The sequence below is a fragment of the Bradyrhizobium sp. Cp5.3 genome (assembly GCF_000426265.1).
Classification (GTDB): domain Bacteria; phylum Pseudomonadota; class Alphaproteobacteria; order Rhizobiales; family Xanthobacteraceae; genus Bradyrhizobium; species Bradyrhizobium neotropicale.
In genome coordinates, this window is the sequence record NZ_AUFA01000055.1 from 9342 (window position 1) to 29559 (window position 20218).

Consider the following 20218-nt stretch of genomic DNA (forward strand, 5'->3'; position numbering starts at 1 on the left):
CGGCCGCTTCATTGACGATGTTTGCCATGGGGGAAGTGCGTGGCTCTCGCATTCAGGCTGTACGGCAAGTTTCACTGGCCGCCGCAAACCGCGCAGGTCGCCAATCCGGACCTCGCAGGGGGCGTCGTCGAAATCCATTACGACGTAAAGCAGGGCGATCCCGACGACGCGAAGCGCAGCGCCTGGCTGCGCTGGTATCCGGGAAAGGCAAGCGACCCACTCGATCCCGTGGGCATGCCGACAGAGCACCTGTTCAACCAGGGCGCCAGCGACGCAATCGACAAATTCACCCAGAACCGAAACACGGAATACAAAGTCTGGCTGGACACGACAACCGCGAATGCCAAGAAAAACTCGCTGATCTTCCGCGGGGCTTTTCTGTTCGAGCAGTACCGCGAGCCAAATGACGACAGACGCCAAAGGCCGCTTCTGGACGTGCAATGGCCCCTGGTCACGGAGTGCGAGTACAAGAAGGGCACCAAGGTCCATTCAGTCCTCGGCATTCGCTACGACGACCGGCCGCTACTCTATTTCAACTTTCATTTGCCGTTTCCGGTCCGCCGAACGAGCTTCAGCGGCGGCTCCAATTTGCGGGCGTTTCCGTTTTCGGCCGTTTACGGCCTGACTCCGGTACCGGACCACCTGTTGGACATTGATGCGCTGGTCGCGGGATGGACCAAGGACGATGTCCTCCCGAACCTGAAGCAGGCTACGACGACGGCCAAACAGACATCGTTCCCCATCGAGAAAGGCAACTACCCGAAGATCAAACAGCTCGGCAAATTCGGCTTGTCCGAGTACGGCCTCGGCCCGGGGAACTTTGCGCTTTACAACAGACACTCCGACGTTACGGGCCAGTACTGGCCGCTGAATCGTCAGGCGATGGTGCAGGACATTCTGTGGCCTTACGGCTTTTCGCTGCCCTACGACGCGATGGGCTGGCTTAGCCCAACGCGGCTGGGCGTCGCCGATTCCAGTTTGCGCTTCCCCGAGCTCGTCGCCATGAACGGCAACCGGAGCCACAGGAGCAGCCTGGTTTACCGCGCCACTGTGCGTCCGAACCAAACGCAAAGCCCCAAAGACAGCGAGCTGCGGGCGGACCAACCGGACCCGAAGAAGAGCGACCTTCGCCTCCAACTCCAACTCGAGGACGAACTGGGCGGCCGGATCGCCGACGGCACGCAGTTCGGACTGCAGGGTGATGCCGGGACCGAAGTCGCCGGCTGGCTGTCGGTCGGTTCGCCGCTGTCGGCGGACTGCGAGCTGTCGTGGGAAATCGCGCGAGCAAACATCTGGAGCGATGACCGCAGCACCGACTGGTCACCTACCGTCGCCATCCGGCTGCATTGGAACGAGGGAATCGAGCCGAGCGAAGATTTGGCTGCGGCGGTCACCAGCAAGACGGTGTTTCGCGCGGGCCTGCTCGCTCACGCAGCCCACTCCGCGCAGATCGTCCGTCTCGCGATGTCGCGCGGCGAGGCCGGGCTGCCGCATTCGCTGCTTCCCGATCTTGCGACCGAGCAGAGCATGTGGGTTCGCTTCTCACTGTACGGCTCACCGCTCGCCGCAAGGTTTGACGCCGGCAATCTCGAATGGGGACGGCGGCCCCCCAACGACGACGGAGAGGCGCCGTGGCGACGTCCGCCGATGCGGCTGAGCCTGGCAAAAGGCGACGATCTCATAGCGAGCAGCGACGACACGAAGTTCGCGTTCAAGCTCGACGACACGCAGTTCATGTTCAAGCTCGATCTCGTGGCGAGCGACCAGACGTTTTTCGAGGTCGGCGGAGTCGCGCTCAACCTCACCCTGACCCACGATCAAAGCTGGCCGCCGACGAGTTTCAGCGCCGTCGATGACGGTCCTCCCTTCTTTGCCTCTTTCGCTGTCGATACCCGCGCACGCAAAGCCTGGAAGGGACGTCTCTCATCGCTGCAATTCACCGGCAGAAAGGACGAAGGGGACACAAAAAAAGCAGACAACGAGCCGAAAAAGACCGGCTATCTGAGGATCGGCGGCCGCGGGGTCAGGGCGGGACTCGGTGTGCCCGTTCTAATCTATCCGAATGGCCGTGTAGCCGCCGAGTTCAGCCTTGCGCTTCGGACCGCGCGCGTCGAGCCGATCGGCATCGACGCGGCGCGCAGCGACCGCAGCCAGCGTCCCGCACCGCTTCTGATTCCGCTGCAGGCGCCGCCGCAGGACGGCAACGCCGTACCGCCGGGCCAGCTGTGGCTGACTGTCACGGAAACGGTTTCGCCAAGCCAGGACAGGCGAATCCAGGCCGACATCTACGAAGACAGCCAGCAAACCGGCGACCGTTCCTATGTCGTGCTGTCGTCCGAGCCGTTCACGATCTTCCGCTTCACGCACCGCGCGCTGTACGACCGCGGCGACGCCAGCAACGCGTCGGTGGCGGAATATTCCGGTGACGATCGCATCTGGCAATACAAGCGGGTCTCTGATTATTACCATTACGTTCTGCCTCCGCAGGCGATCGGCGAAAGCGCCGACAAACCGCGGCGGCTCGAGATTCACGATCTCATCGATAAGGATCTGGAGACGCCACCGCGGCCGTTCCTCTACAAGAAGGACAGTCATGGCGACGACCTCAAGGATGACAAGCAAAACCCGATACCGGACGACCTGAGGCGCCGCGCGGTCGAATTCCGCCTGACGCCGCCGGCGGAAATCTGGATCCGCCCGAGCGACGTCGAACGCGGCTATTTCATGCCGGAGTCGACCAGTTACGAGATCTTCCGGCAAAACGGTCAATACGGCGTGGGTGCCGCGCTCGGGTATCTGCGCGCTGAATTTCTCTACGGCCTTGCGGTCGGCGTCGACGTTTCCAAGGAGCATGGAATCGCCCGGGGGGCGCGCGTCGCTGAAATCGAGGCGTTGACGGGCAAGCTGACGGGCCCCGCGCGCGAAACCAACGCCGAAGCACGGGTTTCCGGCCGCTGGAACGCGTTGCGAAACGCGGTCGCCCGCCGACCGGAGCGGCTCGAAGTGTGGGCCCGCGACCTCGATTCGACGATCGACTTCACGCCGGCGCGTTTCACCGACGGCGCGCAATTCGCGTTGCGTTCAACTGCGCTGCATCGCGCGCCACTGGTCGATCGGCCGGAAGGGCAAGCGGATTATGACGCGCTTCCAAAGGTCGCAGTCGTGGATCAGGCGACGCCATTTCCGCGCAGCCATCCCCAAGGCCTGAGCGGCGGCGCGTTGTGGCCGGTCGAGTCGCTCAATCTGCTCAAGAGGCTGCTGGCCGCTCCGCAATCCAACGGCGGCTCCATCGAATCGATCGCGCTCTCGCCGACCGGCGGCGATGCAGCCCAGAAGGCCGAGTTTCTCAACCACAAAGTGACGATCATCAGCGAGACGCGCAACGGCTATGTCCAGCGCCACCAGGTCGAGGTGCTCGGACGCATCTGCGGCTTCTGGCACCGCGCCAAGCACGTCGTCGTCTATGAGCGCACGGTCAATCTGCCGGCGCAGTTCGCGCCGAAGAAAAGCGAAGATCCGAGGCAAAGCCGCTCGCGGCGGCCGATCCTGCGCAAGGTACGCGAATATATCGAGTTGCTGCAGCCGGAGCGCAACTACCCCGACTTCACGATAGCGGCGCAACGAAGCGCCGGCTTCCTGCAGCGCGTGCGCTTCAATTCGAAGATCATCAACGTCGACAGCGCCTGGTCGAGCGAGGTCGAGGACTTCGGCTGGCAAATCCCGCTATGGAACCGCCTCGCTGCACGCGAGCGTCCGCAAGTCTATCCGATGCCCGACATCGCTTTCGTGTCGGCATGCGAAGGCGAAGGTGAAAAGCCGGTCGTCGCGCAGGAATGCCTCGATCCCGACTATCTGTACTTCTTCGCCGACGTCAGGGCGGAGACGTCCCCCGACACCGACACCTGGGAGTCGCGCTGCGACCTCGACTTTCCCAATATGCCGGTTGCGCAGGAGATCGCGAAACACGCAGATGCGAAATCATTGGAAGACCCTCCGGATGGAGAAAAGGGCAGCGACGGCAGGAGGCGCTCTGTCGGCCGTATCCTTCCCGGACTTCGCCGCTTCACCTGGCGGCTGGCTCCCGCGGCGCAGAAGGCCGCCATCAACGCCGGCCGCGCCGCAAAGCCCGTCTATGCGGGGCTCGACAGCGTCAGCTTCATGCGCGCGACGCATGCGATAGACGGTGGAGACAAGTTGGACCCGCAGCTCGGTGCTGTGCTCGAAGCGACTGCAAAGCTCGCTGAAAAGTCCGAACCCCCGTTGATCCAGGAATTGACCTACTGGGCGAGCGACGGAACGGGCGGCGGCACCACTCTGCAGGATTACTCGAAAGGGATCGTCGCACTCAAGAACGCACTCAAAGACGTAGCCACAAATGACCATCCGAACGTTCAGCCGGTGCAAGACGCGATCAAGAAACTGGCGGATGAGTGGAACGCCAACAAATTCCCCGACAAGCTCAAAACAGAGCTGACGACGAAATTCGACAAGGCACATGAATACTTCAAGGACTCGAAGCTGGCCAACACTCTGCTGAGTGCAGACAAGGAGTCCTGCGCCAAGCTGAAGGAAGACGCCATCGGCGTCATCAAACGCAAGGAAATGCTGGTCCGGACGGCGTTGCACGACTGGTCCGCCGATGCGGAACACATTCTTCCCGCCGGGACGCAGATACCGGACAGGGACGCTGCCATCAACGCCCTGCTGGCCGAGAGCGTCAAATATCTGGAGCCGCTGTTCGACGAAGCCGGTAAGGATGTCGGCAAGGCCGGAGAAGGCGTCGAGAAAGCCCGCGCCACCGTTCTCAATCTCGAAGCGGAGCTCGACGCCACCGCAGACCGGGCCGTTCAGCGCATCAACCAGTTCGTCGCCGGCTATGACCATGAGAAACCGTGGTCGGACGAACGTCGCCTGGCCTTCCATGCCGGCTTGCGCGCCTGCGCGAGCAATATACCGGACGATGTCGCCGGTCTGATCGACGAAACCCGTCAGCACTTTGCCGTCGGCTTGAACGACGCCAGTCAGGCCATCGGCGAATTCCTCGCAAAGGCGCTGGCTGAGATCGCTGGCAAGCAAGGGGCCGCGCTTGCCGCGATCGGCTCTCTGGGAACCATTCTGGCGCCGTATTTCAAGCAGGCCCAGGACCGTCTCGACAAGTTGGTGCCGACGTCAGGCACCGGCGGCCTCATCGACGATGCAATCACCAAGATCGACACGGCGATTGCAGACATCCATAACAATGCCGGGATAGATATCGGGCTGAAGGGCGACGCCGAGACCGCGCTCAATGCCTTGAAGACACTTGCCGGCCAGGCCAAGACGACCGTCACCGCCGCGCGCACGAAAGTCGACAACGTCGAGCGGACCTCCAACGACCTGCTGAACCAGGCCGGCGCGACCGTGAAAGCCCTTGGTGGCGAGTTGGACGGCGTCGTCACGGCTTTGGCAGGCAAGGCCAAGGAGGTGATCGACGTTGCCCAGAGGCTTTACGACGCGGGCTTCAACACCATCAACGATCAGCTGCTCGCGATCTGGCCGGATATCGAGACTGAAATCAGCAAATTGAAAGACGCCGTCGAGCAGCAGATCGCCCCGCTCGAGCAGAAATTCGTCGAAACCGGAACGATGCTGGATTTTCTCGTCGATTCCACGACGACACGCCTGCGAAGTGCAATCAAGGAGTGTCGCGACGCCGTCCACGGCGTCGAAGGTCAGATCAGCGGGCTACTCGGCGACGTCCAAGATGCCCTCGGCGCGGTGCAATCGGCGTTCGCGCCGAGCGGACTGCTGCAGACCGTCGTGAAAGACAGCGTCCTTCGCCCTGCGATCGAAGAGGTGCTCAGGCCTGTCACCGACGAGGACTTCAAGGATGCCCAACAGGCGCTGACGCGGATACGCGAAACCATTCCTGCGGTAAGCGACGCCATCAGCACGCAAATCGACAAGCTCGATGTCAAGTTGTTCGACGGCCTCAAGCAGATTTCTGCTGTGTGCGAAGCAGCGTTCGACACCGTCGACAAGGCAAAATCCTACCTCGGAGGGCTGGCCGCCGACGCCCAAGGCTATTTGACGAACAAGCTGTCCAAGCTGAACGATAGTTTCGCCGACGTCAAACAACGCATCGATACGGCGGCCGCCAACGTCGATCTGCTTAAGAAAGAAGCCGAAAATCTCGTTGCCTCGATCAACGCGTTCGATCACTCCGTGCGCGGTCTGCAGAACGATTTGGCGCGATCGACCCAGACCGCCCGCATGTACGCCGATCGGGTTTTCAACGCTGCGAGCCGCCTGGGCGACGGCGGGTTGATGGCTGCCCCGAACAACATTCTCAAACTTTACTCGGCGGTCACCACCGCACCCGAGATCGCCGCGCTGAAGGCGGACATCGACCGCATCCGATCCTCCTATGATGAGCTCAGCGACATCGTCCAGACCACGAAGGCCAACGCGCTGTTCAACCGACTCGGCGACGAGCTGAAGGCGCTCGGGCTTTCACTGCCGTTCGACCAGATCAGCGATCGCCTGTTGCCGGCCAACCTTCCGGATTTCGACATCGCCAAGGTGTTCCGCAATTTCGGCGGCACCAAGCTCGATAATCTGCTCAACGGCTACAAGATTCCCTCAGGGGTCGGCGACGCGGTGCGCGTCACGCATGATTTCGACAAGAAGCAGGCAAAGGCCTGGGTCCAGGTCGACATCGACGCCCCCATGGGTGGGCGCCGCAGCTTGTTCTCGATCGGCGTGTTCAAGGCCGATTTCGTCGATATGCGCCTGACCGGCCAGGTGCGGCTCGACGCCTCGAAGGATCAGGACAAGGTCACCGAGAGCGGCTACGGCCGCGTCGGCGCCATCATCGATCTCGTCGTCGGCGGCCAGTCGATGGTGCGTTTCGAGAAATTCGCGCTGAACTTCACCCGCGAGAACGGACTGAAGGTCGAGTTCGATCCCAAGAGCATCCGCCTCAATCCGTCGTTCCAGTTCATCCAGGATTTCCTCGGCACGCTGTTCCCCGGCAAGGTCGGAGGCCTCGAGGTCATCAAGCTGAGCGGCATTCCGATCGGTGTGGAGCACACCTTCGCGCTGCCGCCCATATCGCTGAACTTCGGCACCAGCGGCGTCTCCAACATCTCGATCGAGAATCATTTCAAGCTGCTGGCCTTTCCGGACTTCCTGCTCGCCGACCGCTTCAACCTGTCGACGATGGAGCGACCCTTCATCTTCTCGATCTTCGTCATCGGCGGCACCGGCTATATCCAGATCGAAGCGGAGTACCGCCCGTTCGACAGCGAACTGAGCGTCACGGTCGAGGCCGGAGCCGGCGGCTCGGCGTCGCTCGCTTTCGCATTCGGTCCGTTCGTAGGGCAGGTCTTCATCACGCTGTCGGGCGCCCTCGCCTACCGCAAGGTGATCGGCAAGCCGGGCGGCGGACTGTCGATCTCGGCGGTGCTGGTGATCTGCGGTCATGTCGACGTCTGCGGCATCGTCACGGTCGGCATCGTGCTGATGCTGCGGATGACCTATCGCGACAGCGGCGAGGTCGACGCCGACGGAACGCTCACCGTCGAAATCCGTATCTCGAAATTCTTCAAGATCACGGCGCGCGCCGGCGTGACTTACAAGATGCGCGGCGGCAAGTCGGAGACCACCACCTCGACCGACCTCAAGGCCGAGCCTCAGGGCCAACTCGCAGACAACATCGGCAAACTACAGAAGGCCGCCAAGACGCTTGAAGCGGCGAGGAAGTAGACATGCTGCTCAAGCCGATCCTCCAATGTCTGGTCGACCAGGAACCAACCGCGTTTCACAGCAGCGATGCGAATCGCGAAACGTTTTCATTCGCCGTCAATTTGAGCCTGGACTGCCGGGGCAACGGAACGGAACCGGAAGACGTCGAAGCCGAGGAGCGCGCAGCCAAGCAGCAATATCTCGATTTCCTCAAGGCCGCTCTCAAGGTCGAATTTCACCTTTTCCAAGTACCCGCAGCCGGATCGCCGCTGGACTATGCCGGACCCGTGCACAGCACCTCCGGCTCCTCGGCCACCCAGGATCCGGAAGTCCTGCTTGATTGGCTCAACGATCAAAAGCCGGCCGACGGTCCAGCCAGGTACTGGACCAGCGTCATTTCTTCCAAAGCCGAAGTCGTCACCGACTCCGACAATGTGACCGCGACCCACGCGTTGCGCGCGGCACATGCGTGGAACGCGCCGGTGGCACACCGGTTCGGCTTGACGCATATCGTTCGGGTGGCAAAGGACAGAATCGCCGACGGGACCTTCGTCATCCTTCCCTATTTCGAGCTCCTCACCGGTCCGCCGGAGCGACTCCCCGAGACCGATCCCTACCAAGTTGAAGACGCGCTCGATTATGTCTACGACCCGAAGGGCGGATTTGGCGACGCCACCGGTCGTACCCACGCAATCGGCAACGGCATTACCAAACCGTTCCTTCCATCCGACATCGATCCGGATTTTTTGACGCCGGATGGATACGTCAAGGTCGACAGCGACGCCGACGACGTTCGCCGTCTGCTCGTCTGGCTCGAAGAGCGCGCGGCGTCGCTGATGACGGCCAATCTGGGCTTGTTCCCGCACGGCGACAACGCGCAGGATCCCGAATTCGAGCAGTTGTTCAAGATCGGCTACAATGCGGTGCCGGCCGACAAGCCGACCAAGCTCAACTGGCAAAACGAGTCGGCGCCCTGGTACGTGGTCGCGCGGCTGGTTTCAGCGCTCGACAATCTCGTCATCGCGTTGTTGAAGCCCACAACCGTGACGGCTGGAGTAAGGATTCCCGAAGGCGAGGTTCTCGCCCCGTTCGTGACTGCCCTGATCCGTCGCCTCGACGGCGCCGTCGCGCCCGACGGCGTTCAACTTGCCGGATTGATTCGCAAGGTACTGTCCGACAACAGTCCCTTGTTGTCCGACAAGGGCAAAGCGCCCCTGGTCGCGGCCCTTCGACATGTCTACGGACTCTCGGCACCGGCCGTCCCCCCAAAGCTCGCCCTCGTCGACGAACGAACATTGGTCACGGCGCTGCTCGAGGATTTCGTCACCCCCCATCAGGAAATCGATCCCAAGTCCTTCGACTATCTGAAGTCGATCAAGGACAAGAACAACAAGGCGAATACGGCACAAACCGTTTCCCGGCTGTTGCTCGACCTCGAACAGGTTCTTCACGACGAAGCCGGCGCGGAGACGGCGATCATTCGCCTGATCGAAACCGTGGAAACCGGAAACAACCGGTTCACGTCCCTGCTGGCGAACGCCATCACATCGGACCACACGTTGCTCCCTTCCATTCAGAAGGCGGTCGACGCAGCGTGGAGCGAATATCGCGCGTTGCTCGATGGTCCCTTCAACGGCGCAGAGGCAATACGGCGCGCGGCTGGCAGCACGTTCGTGCTCGCATTGCTGAGTTCGCAAACTCCCGCGGCAGGTGGCCCGGAATTGACGGACTCGGAACCCCTGCGCCGGATCATCCGTGCCAGCGAGTTCTACGAGCGGCGCTTCTTCCCGCCCAAGCCGGAGTCGAACAAACTCCACGTCATAACCGACATCCTGCTCGTACCGAATGTGTCCAGTCTGCCTGTCACGACGCAATCCGCATTGCGGTCGCGACTGCAGCGCGCGTTCGACGCGGCCTTCCAGCCGATGGACTCACTCAACAAACCGAACGCCCGCTTCATTCCCGACAGCATGCCGCAGCCGCTGCCGATCCAGATCGCCGGCAATATCGACGGGAGCAAGGTCGACGACTTCGCCAAGCACTTCAACGGAATTGGCGTGGCGATCCAGCGTGTTGATGGCACGACGCAGGATAGCTGGGCGCACGCCAATTTGGCCGATCTCGGTTGGAAGCCGATGCCCAAGCCTCCGCTTCCTCCCGACGAGCCGCCGCCCGACGTCACGGGGGCCATTCATCCCATGTTGCCGGCGCTGAGCGATGGCCGCGGTCCGATGTTCATCGAATATCAGGGATTCCCGTTCGCGGACCGGGCGCACGATGCCCGCATCCTCGATAGCGACGCCGAACCGCGTGATCCACGGCGGCTGTTCTACCGGCATGATCCTTATGTCGGAAATGTCTTCCCGCAGGTCCCGCGTCTGGCCTATGGGCGCACGTTCCAGACCTTCAGTTTCATCACCAGCAACGCCGGGACCCTGCCGCTGGCTTTGCAGCTGGATCCGGCTTCACCATGGATGCCAACTCCTGCGCCGCCACCGCCGCCGAAACCTGGCGCGCCCAAAGCGAAACCGCTCATTGGGAAATCGAATTATCAGCGTCGCACCGCGATCGCGCAAATGGCGGTGATCGAGAACGCCGAAGGCAGCGCGAGCCGGATCGGCGCGGAGATCGCGGGCGTAACGCCGCTCGCAAGGGACTATCCGCGCATTGCGCTGCTGGCCGAACCGAACGAACCGGCCGTACGCGATTTCCTGCGCGAGGCCGACGGCAGCGGAAAGATGGTCGCCAGGCAGAACGCCGAATGGCGGCTCAGCGACATCGAAATCGGCGGAGTGCCTGAAAAGCTGACAGTTCGGTTTTTCGACCGCCCGGCCAGCGAGCCAAAGGACCCCAGTGACGCGTCGTTCGAGATCGACCAGGACAGCGTGCCCGGCTTTACGGCGATATCGGAAATTGCAATCAACATCGAATTCGAGCCGAGTGATTCCGGCTCGTTCAAGCGTTGGCTGCATGTCCGGTGCGGAGGGACGACGCTCGGCCGGAAGCGAGTGCTGCCGGATGGCGACAGCGTTTCCGGCTGGCTGCGCCTGGTCCTCCAGTCCTTCAACCACGGCAAGGCGACGATGACGTTCGCCAGCGCCGGCGCGCAGAAAAGCGACAATGTCGGCGACCCGTTGCTGCTGCTCGCTCCCGGCGATGAGGATTCGGAAGTCTGGAAGAAGGGCCTCCCCGCCCCCGTCGAAATCGCCGTTTCGACGCCACGGGTCGGCTACCTCGATTTCGACCGCTGGTTTGCCAACGCCGACCTGCGGAAGGATATGTTCTTCAAGACGGACGACAAACCTGGCGATGTCCCGACCGTCGAGGCTTCGGTCAAACTGTTCGAGCAAGCCCTGATTGCGGCCTACGTCATGCGTCACCTCGATCCGCGAATTGCGGCGGCTCTCGACAGGTTGCCCGACCCGGCCGTGGAGCAAATCCGCATCGAGTTGACGCCTCACGACACGCTGATCGAGCACGAAACTGTGCTCGGTGACACGCATCTGACACTTTCAGCCAAGGACGAGTTGCAGAAATTTGGACGCGGCTTCGCCACACTCGTCGACAAGATGCTCGATGCCGAGAACCTTTGGAAGCCGCACCACGAGAGGCCGGACCCGATACCATGGTCCCCGCGTCGGTTGCTCCTTTTCTTGGTGCCGCGCCTCGAAGAGCGGTTCCAGTTCAAGGTCATCGTCTCACCAAAGCCGCCTGAGGGTCAGCCCGCCGGTTCGCTCAGGCTGGATCGGCTGACCGAAGATCCGAAGCCGGCACGGAACAAGAATTACGCCGCGATTTTTTCGGTAACCGTTCCGGAAGGTGTCGTCGCGCGGATGTCGATCGATGCGCTGGTCCCTGCCGCGCATTTCGCGCCAGTTCACGACAAGCCGCACCCTTCGGTTTTCCATGCCGGCCTGAAACAGTACGCGCTGCGCGAGCTGGGAACATATCTGACGTTCCCTTCCGCGGCTCTTCGCGTCGAAACCATGTATGACGGCATCAAGGAGATATCGAAAAAGGATCCGGAGAAAGTCAATCAAGCCGCCATCGAGCTCGCTGCCCGCATGATCTCGGTGAAAGGCGTCGAGAAGAACCGGAAATACGACATCATCACGTCAGCCCTGCCGCCCGGCGACGCCGCGACCCGCCATTGGCGATTGCTCCACGAGATCGACGTGACGACGCAGCGCTGGCGGACCACTGGGCGGCCGATCTACCACTTTGTGAATCCCCGCCGGTACAGGTTCGATAAAGAACCCGAAGCAGCCGCCGTTCCGCATCCCGCGCTGCGTCTGGACTTTGGAGCCGATGCCAGGGACGAACTCGCACAGTTCGAACTCGAGGCATTCTTCGATCGTCCTGATATCGACGCGCAAACCATCACCAAAACCCTCGATCCGCTGCCGGCGCGCACCGTTCTTCAGGAAATTTACTGGAATCCGGAATCGGCCACCTATTTCCGCCATCGCTTCCGGCTGCGATCGCGCTACGCGGGCGCGCTGAAACTGCGCAGCAGGGGCGAAGCGATCGCCTGGCCCGACAAGGATCCGAACCCGTCTGCACATGTCTGGAGCACAGCGCGCGGCTGGACCATGCGCGTTGCGATGCTGGCGGATCTTGCGAACGTCAAGATGACGCGTCCGCAGTTGCGTGCGCTGATCCCTCTGACCACTGCTCCCGGCGGCGACGGGGTGCACAGGCCCGCGCCGCCGGTCGCGGCCATCCTGCAGGAGCCGCCCTTCGCGCGTGGCGGCCTCGCCGACCGCATCGGCACCGAGGTCAAGACCGGCTTCAGCTTCGGCTTCTCCTATGACGACAATATTCCCCCGGACGCTACCCATCATCTCGAGATCCTCGATTCCCGAAAGGAAGGCGGGTCCGACCCGCGGCTCGACTATCGCCGGCTGAACGAAGAGACGGCATACGGCCTCGTGTTGAGAGGCGAAGGCCCGATGGGGCTCACCTTCGACAATGTAGACGCCCCGGCGCCGGCCTATCCGAACGCGATGTTCTCACTTTTGCCGGCCACGCTGAACGGGGACAAGAAAGTCGAGCAAAGCTTCGAGGAAATGTTCATCGGCGCCGCGATGCGGCGCTACATCGATTCGTACTGGACCACCGAAGCGCGCATGGATGCCGACAATCTCGACGGCGAGCGCTGCTGGTGGCTCGTTCTGAAGAAGCTGCCTGCGGAATTGCTCCCGCAAGACTTGCTCTGCTATCGCGCGCTGGACAAGGACTACACTCTTCTCAACCTGACGCCGACCGCCACCAGCATCGAAGTCCGCGCATCGCGGCTTGCTATCGATGGCATCGGACCATCGGAAACGAACCCGGATCGTCCTGACAAGGACATGGTCTTGATCGGCAAGGTCGATCGGGCGAACGTGCTAGAACTGGCCGTGCTGCACCAGCCAGTCGCCCCAAAACGCTACTCGGCGTCGGTCTTTGTCACGACTAACTCGGCCGACACCCAGCGCGGCGAGATCAGCGCACCGCTGATGCTTGCGAGCTTCGAATGGTCACCGCCGGTGAAGGACGAGTACGGGCGGCCGAAGCCGGTGTCGGCCACGATCAGCGGGAAGGATCTCGCGGCCTATCCGACGCTCGCCAGCGCCCCGACATTCATTAGATGGACCAGGACCAGCCGCGACGCCGACGTCCTGCATCTGCCGCGAATCGATGATGGCGTGTGGAAATCGGATCGCCGACATGTACGTGATCTGGTCGCCACGCTGGATGGCGATCATTTCTCCTTCAAGCTCAACGGACGCGATGACCCGATCTGGCTTTGCCCATCCACCTTCGACAATCCATATCCCATCCATGTTCATCGGCACCTCGCCGTCATCAGCTCGTATTTCCTGAAGGAGCTGGGCCGGCCGGCGGAGCTGTTCTGCAGAACCGCGCTGGCGCAGGACAAAAAAGTGATGGTTCCCGATCTCGGCGGCACGTCGCCACCGGACCAGATCGTCCGCGTGGTCGAATTCGAGATGCCGGCGCAAATCCTGTGCGACCGCAACATGATCGCGCCGACCAAATACAAGAAAGCTTATTTCGATCTACGCTCGACTGGTTTCAATGGGGATGAGCCGGCCAGCATCCATCTCTACTTCCGGATCGTCGGGCCGCCCGCGCATCAGCGCGCATTCACGCGATTGCAAATCCACCTGCCCCAGATGGTCGACAACAAGCAACAGGATCAGGTAACCGTTCCGCTCACATTGACGAACCAGCCTCAATCCTTCGTCGTCGGCGTCTATCTGACCTTGCGACAGGACGCGGTCGATCCGAAAAAGTCCACAGAAGCTCTCGCGGTGGAGGCTCGATTGTTACGCTCCGATGGAACGCTCGATGCCAAGCAGACCTTCAACGCGGCGACGCGGATAGCGGATCCCGGCCTGTTCGTCTCGATCGATGCGACCGGGCCGGACGGTCATGAATTCTGGACCGACGTTTCGCTGCTTCATTCAACAGGGACTGACGACAACACTAGGCTTGATTTCAACTGGCTGTTCTCCTCCCTGCCCCCCGCAGGTCAGCCGGACGAACCCGCAGTCAGCGTTTCGCCCGCCAGCCTGAATTTGATGCATGAGGCGCAAGCCCGCGTCATCGTGGTGTCGTCGCCGATTCCGATCGAAAGGCAATAGTGGACCTTGCAAGCTGGAACTTTACTGTAAAGAGTTCGCGGCGTTCCGTCTGTTAACGGGGGATCAAGCGCCTCGCTCGGATTTCGTAACCAGATTGATGAAATGACGCGCGGGGTCAGCCGCTACCGGAATGCCGAGAAGAGAACAAACAAGTTCATCAAAGATCGGCAATATGCGGAACGCTCACCGAACTGGAGCGCAGTTAAGCCCGTCTTCATCGAACTCCAGGGCGGAAAGTGCCTATTGCGAACGTCAATTCGAAACCGAGGAAGTTGGATTGATCGAGCACGACCTTGAGCATTTTCGGCCCAAGTCGGCCGTAAAGGTTTGGCCTCCGAAAGACTGGCCGAAATCATACAAATGCAATGCCAAGAAGGCGAGAATATTGAGGACAGGGACCAATAGCAGGGCCGGTATGTACCAGATGGGATTGCTAGCTAGCGCGGCGGCAATCGAGCGCGCGGGCGAAGAGGGTCATTACGCCCCGACGCGCCATTGCTTTGGTAGGTGAGAATAGACCGCCGCCAAGGTTGGACAGAATGCCATGAACGCTTCAAAGTGCCTAGCTGTATTGCCATCGCCAAAGTGATCGCGATGAGCGACCTCGGCGCCAGGTCGAGCTTGCGAAGTCGCTGACGTTCCCGGTCTAATCCGCGGGATCGAAGCTGACGCGGACTCGTCCGCGACAGCTCTCGTCAGCTATTAGTAGCGGTGATTAACCACTGAAAGAACGCCATCAACACGGCGACCGCGATGGCCACGACGACGAGGTTCGGCTCCCGAAGCGGACGGTAATCTTCGTTACGCGCCGCCTTGATGCGGGCGCAGCCATGAATGAGGATCGTCAGCAGCACTGCACCGGCCAGCGCATAAATGAGATAGACCAGCAAAGGGCGCAACAAACGCGAATCACAGACAACGCGTATCCAGGGACCCGGCTCGAACGGACACAGAAAGTCCTGAATCACATCGCTCGGGCGTGCGGACCATCCGCTGAGCCCGAACGAACCACATATCAGGGCCAGGGCAAACGCCCAGGTGCCTAGCATCGACGAGACCAGGGAACGGGCAGAGTCGTAGTAATATTCCGAGCGCGGATACCCAATCGCGATCACACCGGCGACGCAGACCATCGACGATACCATGACAATAACGAGGGCCGCCGACGGCAAATAGCTCTCGAGATTGAAACCTGCTGGCAACTGCTGCGCATAATAGTATTGAAGAGGAATGACGAGCCAAAGCAGCTTCGGGAAGACCTGCTGCATCCATTTGGTCTGGAGCAGCTTGTTGATCGGCAGGAAGCGCGATTCTAACAGGCGCCGCCAGCCTGACTTCGGCGCCACGGGCATCGCGCTTCCTGCGTCCAGGCTCATCGGTCGGCCCAAGTGATCGTCTTCGATGTTAACGGAATCACCCGCCTTCCCTCGAGCCGTTTGATGACGAGCAGCGTCGATTTCGGCTTCCATCCGGCAGCTGCCTGCATGGCGTCATCATAGGCGTTGCTGAACCAGCCGCTGCGCGAAACCGGCCCGGTCGGAATGGGCGACGCAAAGGAGACGCAGACACCATTGGGCGTGTCGCGATAGGCGAATTGCGAGCTCAGCCCCTGGTAACTCGACGACGACGCGTAGGCACGCGGCACCAGCGTCGTGGCGACTTCAAAAGCGGAGTCCAGGTCACGCCGGTTCACATTGGAGAACCCGTACGTGCCTTTGAGGTCGAAAGCCTTGTCGTCGTCGGTCCAGACGCAATCATTTGCCGCGACATCCTGTATAGGCATGTGAAAGCGCCGGGTCAGTTCGTAGCTCTTCTGGCGCGGATGGTCCGGATCCGACAGATGATGATCCAGATACGCCGTCAGCGTCACCAGCCGGTCACCTCCCTCGAAGGCCGGAAGCACATCTTGGGAGCAGCGCGTCCTGACCGGCGGGCGATAGACATAGGCCTTGTTCGCCCGCTTGCTCAGCTCGGCAATGGTCTGGGTCCGGACGTGCCACACGCCCTCGTAGTCGCGCCCCTGCCGTGGCGGCAACGGCGCGGTGATCAGGACGAAGCGCGCATCCCTGTCGTAGGAGAGCGCCGCACCGTTCACCGGCGCATACTGATATGGCGGCTGGCTGCGGGCGTAGAACAGCCCCGGCTTGTTGATCGCGGCGCAGATCGCCTGCTCGTCGAAGTTCTGCGCGACGGCAAATCCCACCGAGACTGGCAAGAGAAGCACGGCGACAGCGAGTTTCATACGCATCACATCATCCTCCCTAAAGGCTCTTCACTGTACGAGCACCGGGACCAGCCCCGGCTCCTTTGGCAGGCAGTGCAGCTTGCGGCTGAGTTGGTGCTGGTCCCGCCGGCGTCGCATCCGGCTTGGCGGCATGTGCTCTGATCGCCTCCACAAACGCGTTGACATCCGAATAGGTCGTACCCGCTGCGCCATCGATATGGTCGATCGCGAATCGGCCGAGCGCGCGATAGGCCTCGAATTGCGACTCGCCGAAGAATTGATCCGCAGTGCTTTCGTGCGGGAAGACCGTTGCCTTCAGGGCATAGCTGCGCACCGAGATCGGTTCGATGCCCTGGAAGTTCGGCTTGATGTAAACAAGGATACCCTCCTTGCCGCCAAGATCACGGTACTTGATCTTGGCGACCGCAAAGTAAGGCCCTTCGACGGGCGGCGTCTTGCGGGACACCATCTTCAGCGCCTCGAACTCGATATCGACATCCTGATCGATCGAAATTTTCCGGCATGCATTGCCGAGATCCTCGAAGCCGAAGTCTGGATCGCATCCTGCGTCGCTAATGATGATCAGTCGGCAGCGGCGCCGAACCATCTCGTAGAGGCCGAGGTTGTCGAAGTGCCCGCCGTCGGAAAGATAGACGTAGCCCTTCGTGCCGTCAGTCAATCCCAGCGCTTCCTCGATCATCGGCCAGCCGGCGATCCTTGGACCCGCGTGCTGCCACGTGCTGTTTCCGGCGGAGTTGGGATTGCCGAGCCAGGCGCCGAGGCGGACGTTGAAGAAGGTCAGCAGCAGGCTGAGGGCGGGCGAGGAGTGATAGCCCATGTTGGGACTTGCAGCGGCGCCGGAGATCGCCATCGAGGTTCCGACGCTGATGCCCTTGCCATAGTTTTTCGATACGCGGTAGCAACCCGAAGCTCCGCTCAGATCGGCGCGCAGTGCCTGCGATTCGCGATTCTGATCCCCACAACCGCACCACCATGGCGTCACGACGAAGGACATCGCCTTGCGCTCCTGCCATGCCAGTTCGCGCGTCGCGACGATATTCATCGCAATGTTCTGCACGAGATATTGCGGCGGAATTCGTCCTTGGTCCGGCGCAGCGTTGGGCCAGAGATCGCTCAGATTGAGATTGTCCTTTTCGTAGAAGTCGGTGAACGCATTGGGTTTGCGGTTCTCCTTCGAGGCGCCGAGAAAAGTCCTGATGAGCCGGTTGCGATAGACACCGTGAAGCGAGAAGCGGTTGGTATTGACGAACCATGACGCGACTGCCCCGACGACCACCGTCCAGAAGAGCACCGTGGAGAGCGGCCAGAGCACCTCGTGCTTTTCATCGAACCAGAGAGCCTTGCGCTCGGGCAGGACGAGCCAGTCGACCACCGCGGACAGGACGCTCGTCAGGATGATGATAAACGCCGTCGCGGCCACCGCGAGGACGACATTGAGCGAACGGCTGGCAAGAGTCGCGTAGCCCTTCTTGAAGACAGCCATGGTCGACGACGATTTGCCAACCAGGCTCGCGACCACGCCGGCGAGTCCGCCGGTTGCAATCAAGCCACTGAACGAGGTGACCGACTCTCTGTAAAGATAGTTGATGCCGTACGAACCAAGATAAATCACGGCAAAAGCCAGCGACCAGAACACCGCCGCGCGCGCGTGATAGCCGGCGGCCCTGCCCAGCCACTCCCGCTCGGCGTCGCCCCAGGACACCTTACCAGTCAACGCGCAGTAAAGCAGTTCGGCGAGAAACACCGCAGTCATGAACGCCGACGGTCCGAGGCACAACAGCATGAACACCTTGACCGGAGAGACCGCAGCGTCGGTCGCATCCGGCGCCGGTGCACCGATGGCGTCGATGATCCTGGCAAGCAGCAGGCCCACGACGGCGCCCGAGGCGGTCAACGCCAATACGATCAACATTCCCCTGTGCAGTACTCCCTTGTGAAACTCTCCGGAGCGGATGTTCTCCGACGTCGATTTGTCGTCGTCTTTGCCGGCACGCGGCGGCGAGAATGACAGGGCGAGAACTGCGGCAACGAAGTAGGTTCCGGCGGCGATCACCGCGACGTTCCCATACCATTTGAGTTCTTTCAGGAACGATAGCAACTGCAGTTGCTCACTGCCCTTGACGTACGTGTCGACCACAAACTGCTGATAGATCTTCAGAGCGGCAACGCTAATCAGCAATCCAGCAAGAAGCGTCGGCAACAGTTCGAGCGCAAGGAAGCGCGAGCGGCTGGAGGATTCGTCGCCCCAGCCCGGCCGCTGCTGGAGGGAATCGACCATCGACGCGCCGGCAAGAGCGACGGCCAGGAGGCCGAGCATGGCGATCTCCGTGTCGCTGGCCTGGGACGTCCAGGCCCATAGAGTCACCGATTTCAGCAGAATGATCGCCGCCAGTAAAATGGGAATCAGCACAAACCAGTTGAGCAGCAGGTTACGGACATAAAGCGCGACCAGCGCCAACATATCGGTCGAGAGCAGCCCTGTACTCGGCGACAGGTAACTGCTGTACCGGCGCAGATGCTGAAGTGGGGAGATCGTCGCATTGCTTTGCGGAGCGTCGATGAGTTGCTCCTGGACGTTGTCGTAGCCAGTACGTTGCACCCAGGCCGTCAGCATCGCGCCGGTATAGCCGCCACCGGACACCGTGGAGAGATAGTCGAACGTGCTCAGAATCCTGCGTGCGGCGAGCCCTTGCACCACCCCGAGCGCGAACGCAGCGCTGCGAATGCCACCGCCGGACAGGCACAACGCCGACAGATTGAGATTCCCGGCCGTGGTGACGAAATCCTTCAATTTTTCTGACAGGGCTTTCGGATCGTGCGACGGTGCGGGATTGGGCTGTGGGTGGCGCGCAGCATCCAAGAGCAGCGCACGTCGTTCTTCAATCGCGTGCAGCTCGCCCAGCAACACGTCACCATTATCGACGATATCCGCGACAACAGGCTTGAGAGGGTCGGCGTCAACAGGTTGTGGCATGGCCAAATATCTCGCCACGCGGGAGCCTCTGTCGGATCGAAGCCCGGCGGACTCCACACGGAAATCACGACATTATTTGAAATATCACGCCAAGATTGCACGGAATTTTTCCCAGCACCAGCACAATTTCGACAATCGCGCGCCGGCAACGACGTTGTTGGGCCCGTTGAATCACCGCTCGCTCATGGAGCCTTCCGGGGACTTGTGAGGCGGCTGGGGCGGCTGGCGCACGCTCAGTCGTATTGAAGCCGAAAGGGCGAGACCAAAGCTGGACCAGTACACCAATGGTCTAGACCCTATGTTTGCCCTCTGAGGTGACAGGCGGCCCGCCCCGCGGCAAGCTCCATCGAGGGTTGCGCCGGATGAGCCGGTGCCGAGCCTCAAGCATGGGGAGCGGGCCTGATGAACAATAGCATTTTCGTGGGACTGGATGTGCACAAGGCGACGATTTCGGTCGCAGTGGCGGAAGGGATGCGCGGCGGTGAAGTTCGTAACTTGGGGATCATCCCTAATCGCGCTGATCAAATCGACAAGCTGGCGAACAAGCTTGGCAAGGGTGACCGGCAGGTAAGTTTTTGTTACGAAGCCGGACCCTGCGGATATGGCCTGCATCGACAACTGACG

At 61.3% G+C, this 20218-nt stretch carries 5 protein-coding genes and 1 pseudogene; 3 read left to right on the forward strand and 3 right to left on the reverse strand.

The window, feature by feature from the left end; translation table 11 throughout:
• Positions 1 to 39 precede the first annotated feature (39 nt).
• Complete coding sequence (locus tag K289_RS0136675; protein WP_027555970.1) at positions 40 to 7746, forward strand: hypothetical protein; 7707 nt, start codon at positions 40 to 42, stop codon at positions 7744 to 7746.
• Positions 7747 to 7748: 2 nt separating this feature from the next.
• Positions 7749 to 14375 (forward strand): hypothetical protein, encoded by a 6627-nt coding sequence (locus K289_RS0136680; protein WP_027555971.1) that lies wholly within the window; start codon positions 7749 to 7751, stop codon positions 14373 to 14375.
• A 695-nt stretch (positions 14376 to 15070) separates the two neighbouring features.
• Here the strand turns inward: K289_RS0136680 and K289_RS0136685 are convergent.
• Genes K289_RS0136685 through K289_RS0136695 form a run of 3 tightly spaced genes read right to left on the reverse strand, consistent with a single transcriptional unit; the run spans position 15071 to position 19594 of the window.
• Positions 15071 to 15751, reverse strand: coding sequence for a hypothetical protein (locus K289_RS0136685; RefSeq protein WP_027555972.1), 681 nt, complete (start codon positions 15749 to 15751; stop codon positions 15071 to 15073).
• On the reverse strand, positions 15748 to 16578 hold the full coding sequence (locus tag K289_RS0136690) for a hypothetical protein (protein WP_156918382.1): 831 nt from the start codon (positions 16576 to 16578) through the stop codon (positions 15748 to 15750). The genes K289_RS0136685 and K289_RS0136690 overlap by 4 nt, the downstream gene beginning before the upstream one ends.
• A gap of 58 nt (positions 16579 to 16636) precedes the next feature.
• Entirely contained in the window at positions 16637 to 19594 is a 2958-nt protein-coding gene (locus K289_RS0136695) for a patatin-like phospholipase family protein (RefSeq protein WP_084788872.1), read from the reverse strand.
• A gap of 402 nt (positions 19595 to 19996) precedes the next feature.
• Between K289_RS0136695 and K289_RS49505 the strand changes: the two are divergent.
• Positions 19997 to 20218 (forward strand): annotated as a pseudogene (locus K289_RS49505) (IS110 family transposase); the annotation flags it as partial.